The organism is Lysinibacillus sp. NPDC059133 (assembly GCF_042755925.1).
Lineage (GTDB): Bacteria > Bacillota > Bacilli > Bacillales_A > Planococcaceae > Lysinibacillus.
The window spans coordinates 1-1,296 of the sequence record NZ_JBHZDH010000100.1; the positions used below are offsets into that span (position 1 = coordinate 1).

The following is a 1,296-nucleotide window of genomic DNA, read 5'->3' on the forward strand; positions in this document are numbered from 1 at the left end:
GAATGGCGAATTAGGGTGAAAGAAATCCTGATGTTTCATTGGGACATAAATCATTCAACGACTGTATAATTTTGGTTAATCAACACGTGTGTAATCTGGTATCGAAACATTTAATGGGGTTATTAAAGATCTCCTATATACAACTCTTTCACCAACGATTTCCATTTTAGACCTAGTAGAATTTAAACTATCTAAAAGTATTTTAGGACACTCCAACATAATTTTTTTCAGACTACTACTATGTAATTTATCTAAAAGTTCATTAATAAGCACATCTATTTCAGAAGCAAGATGAAGTCTATTCTCTAAAATTTCTAACATAACTACACGATCACTTTTTAGGTTATGTACGCCAACTCTTTGTAAATGTTGAAGCAGTTGATCCACGAATTTTCACCTCTTTTTATGATTAAAACAATTGTCTTCTTACACTATGCTGCACTGTTAGTTGAAGAAGAAAAAGATGGGATTTCACACAGTACCCATCTTTAAGCAATGCACCCCGTTTCTTGAATCGAGATAAAATTTATCAATAAATCAATTCCTTTTTTAAGTAATACTGCTGATTTTCTTTGTTTGGATGTTCTTCAATTACACCTACTATTTCATAACCGTTCTTTTGATAGAAATTGGGGGCTTGAAAGCTAAACGTATCAAGTTGAATTAGTTTGCACCTGTTCTCTCTAGCTATGTTTTCTATACAATTTAATAACTCTTTCCCATATCCTTTTCCCCTAAGTAATTCATCAACCCATAGGTAATCAATATGTAAGTTATACCAGAAAATTGTTCCTGTTATGCCCCCTAAAATTTCTCCTTCTTCATCCCTAAGAATAAAGGTAATATTCTTGACTGGATGTTTTACATCATCAGGTAGCTTAGAAAGATTATGTTCTATTACTTTTTTTCGAATATATTCACGATCCTCTTGATTCCATTGTTGAGTTATTAGCATAATTCCCCTCCTAATAGTTGAGTCAGTTAACCGTATTCTAAATTCGACTTAACAACCTTTTATAAAATTTTTACATACTCGCAAAAAAAACTGAAATTAACTCCGCTTTTCTACTGAGTTCCAAAGACTTGTAATATATAGTTGCTCTCTTGTTCCTTAGTAAAAATACCAGTGGCTATACCACCTTCTTTTATCCCATGATTAAACCACATATCATTATTGTCTTTATCCACCAATTTATAAGAGCTGCCTATGCAACTCAATGATCTTTCATTAACGCCCCCGTTAGCCATCTATGAAGCGCAAAAATCTGCTCTTCACCACAGAAAATGAAAGATGAT

2 protein-coding genes are annotated in these 1,296 nt (G+C 32.6%); both read right to left on the reverse strand.

Features of this window, described 5'->3' with window-relative positions:
* Positions 1-75: 75 nt before the first annotated feature.
* Positions 76-387, reverse strand: a complete 312-nt coding sequence (locus tag ACFXN8_RS25945) for a hypothetical protein (protein ID WP_386848266.1) — start codon at positions 385-387, stop codon at positions 76-78.
* Between the two features lie 142 nt (positions 388-529).
* Positions 530-955 (reverse strand): GNAT family N-acetyltransferase, encoded by a 426-nt coding sequence (locus ACFXN8_RS25950; RefSeq protein WP_386848267.1) that lies wholly within the window; start codon positions 953-955, stop codon positions 530-532.
* Positions 956-1,296: the final 341 nt, after the last annotated feature.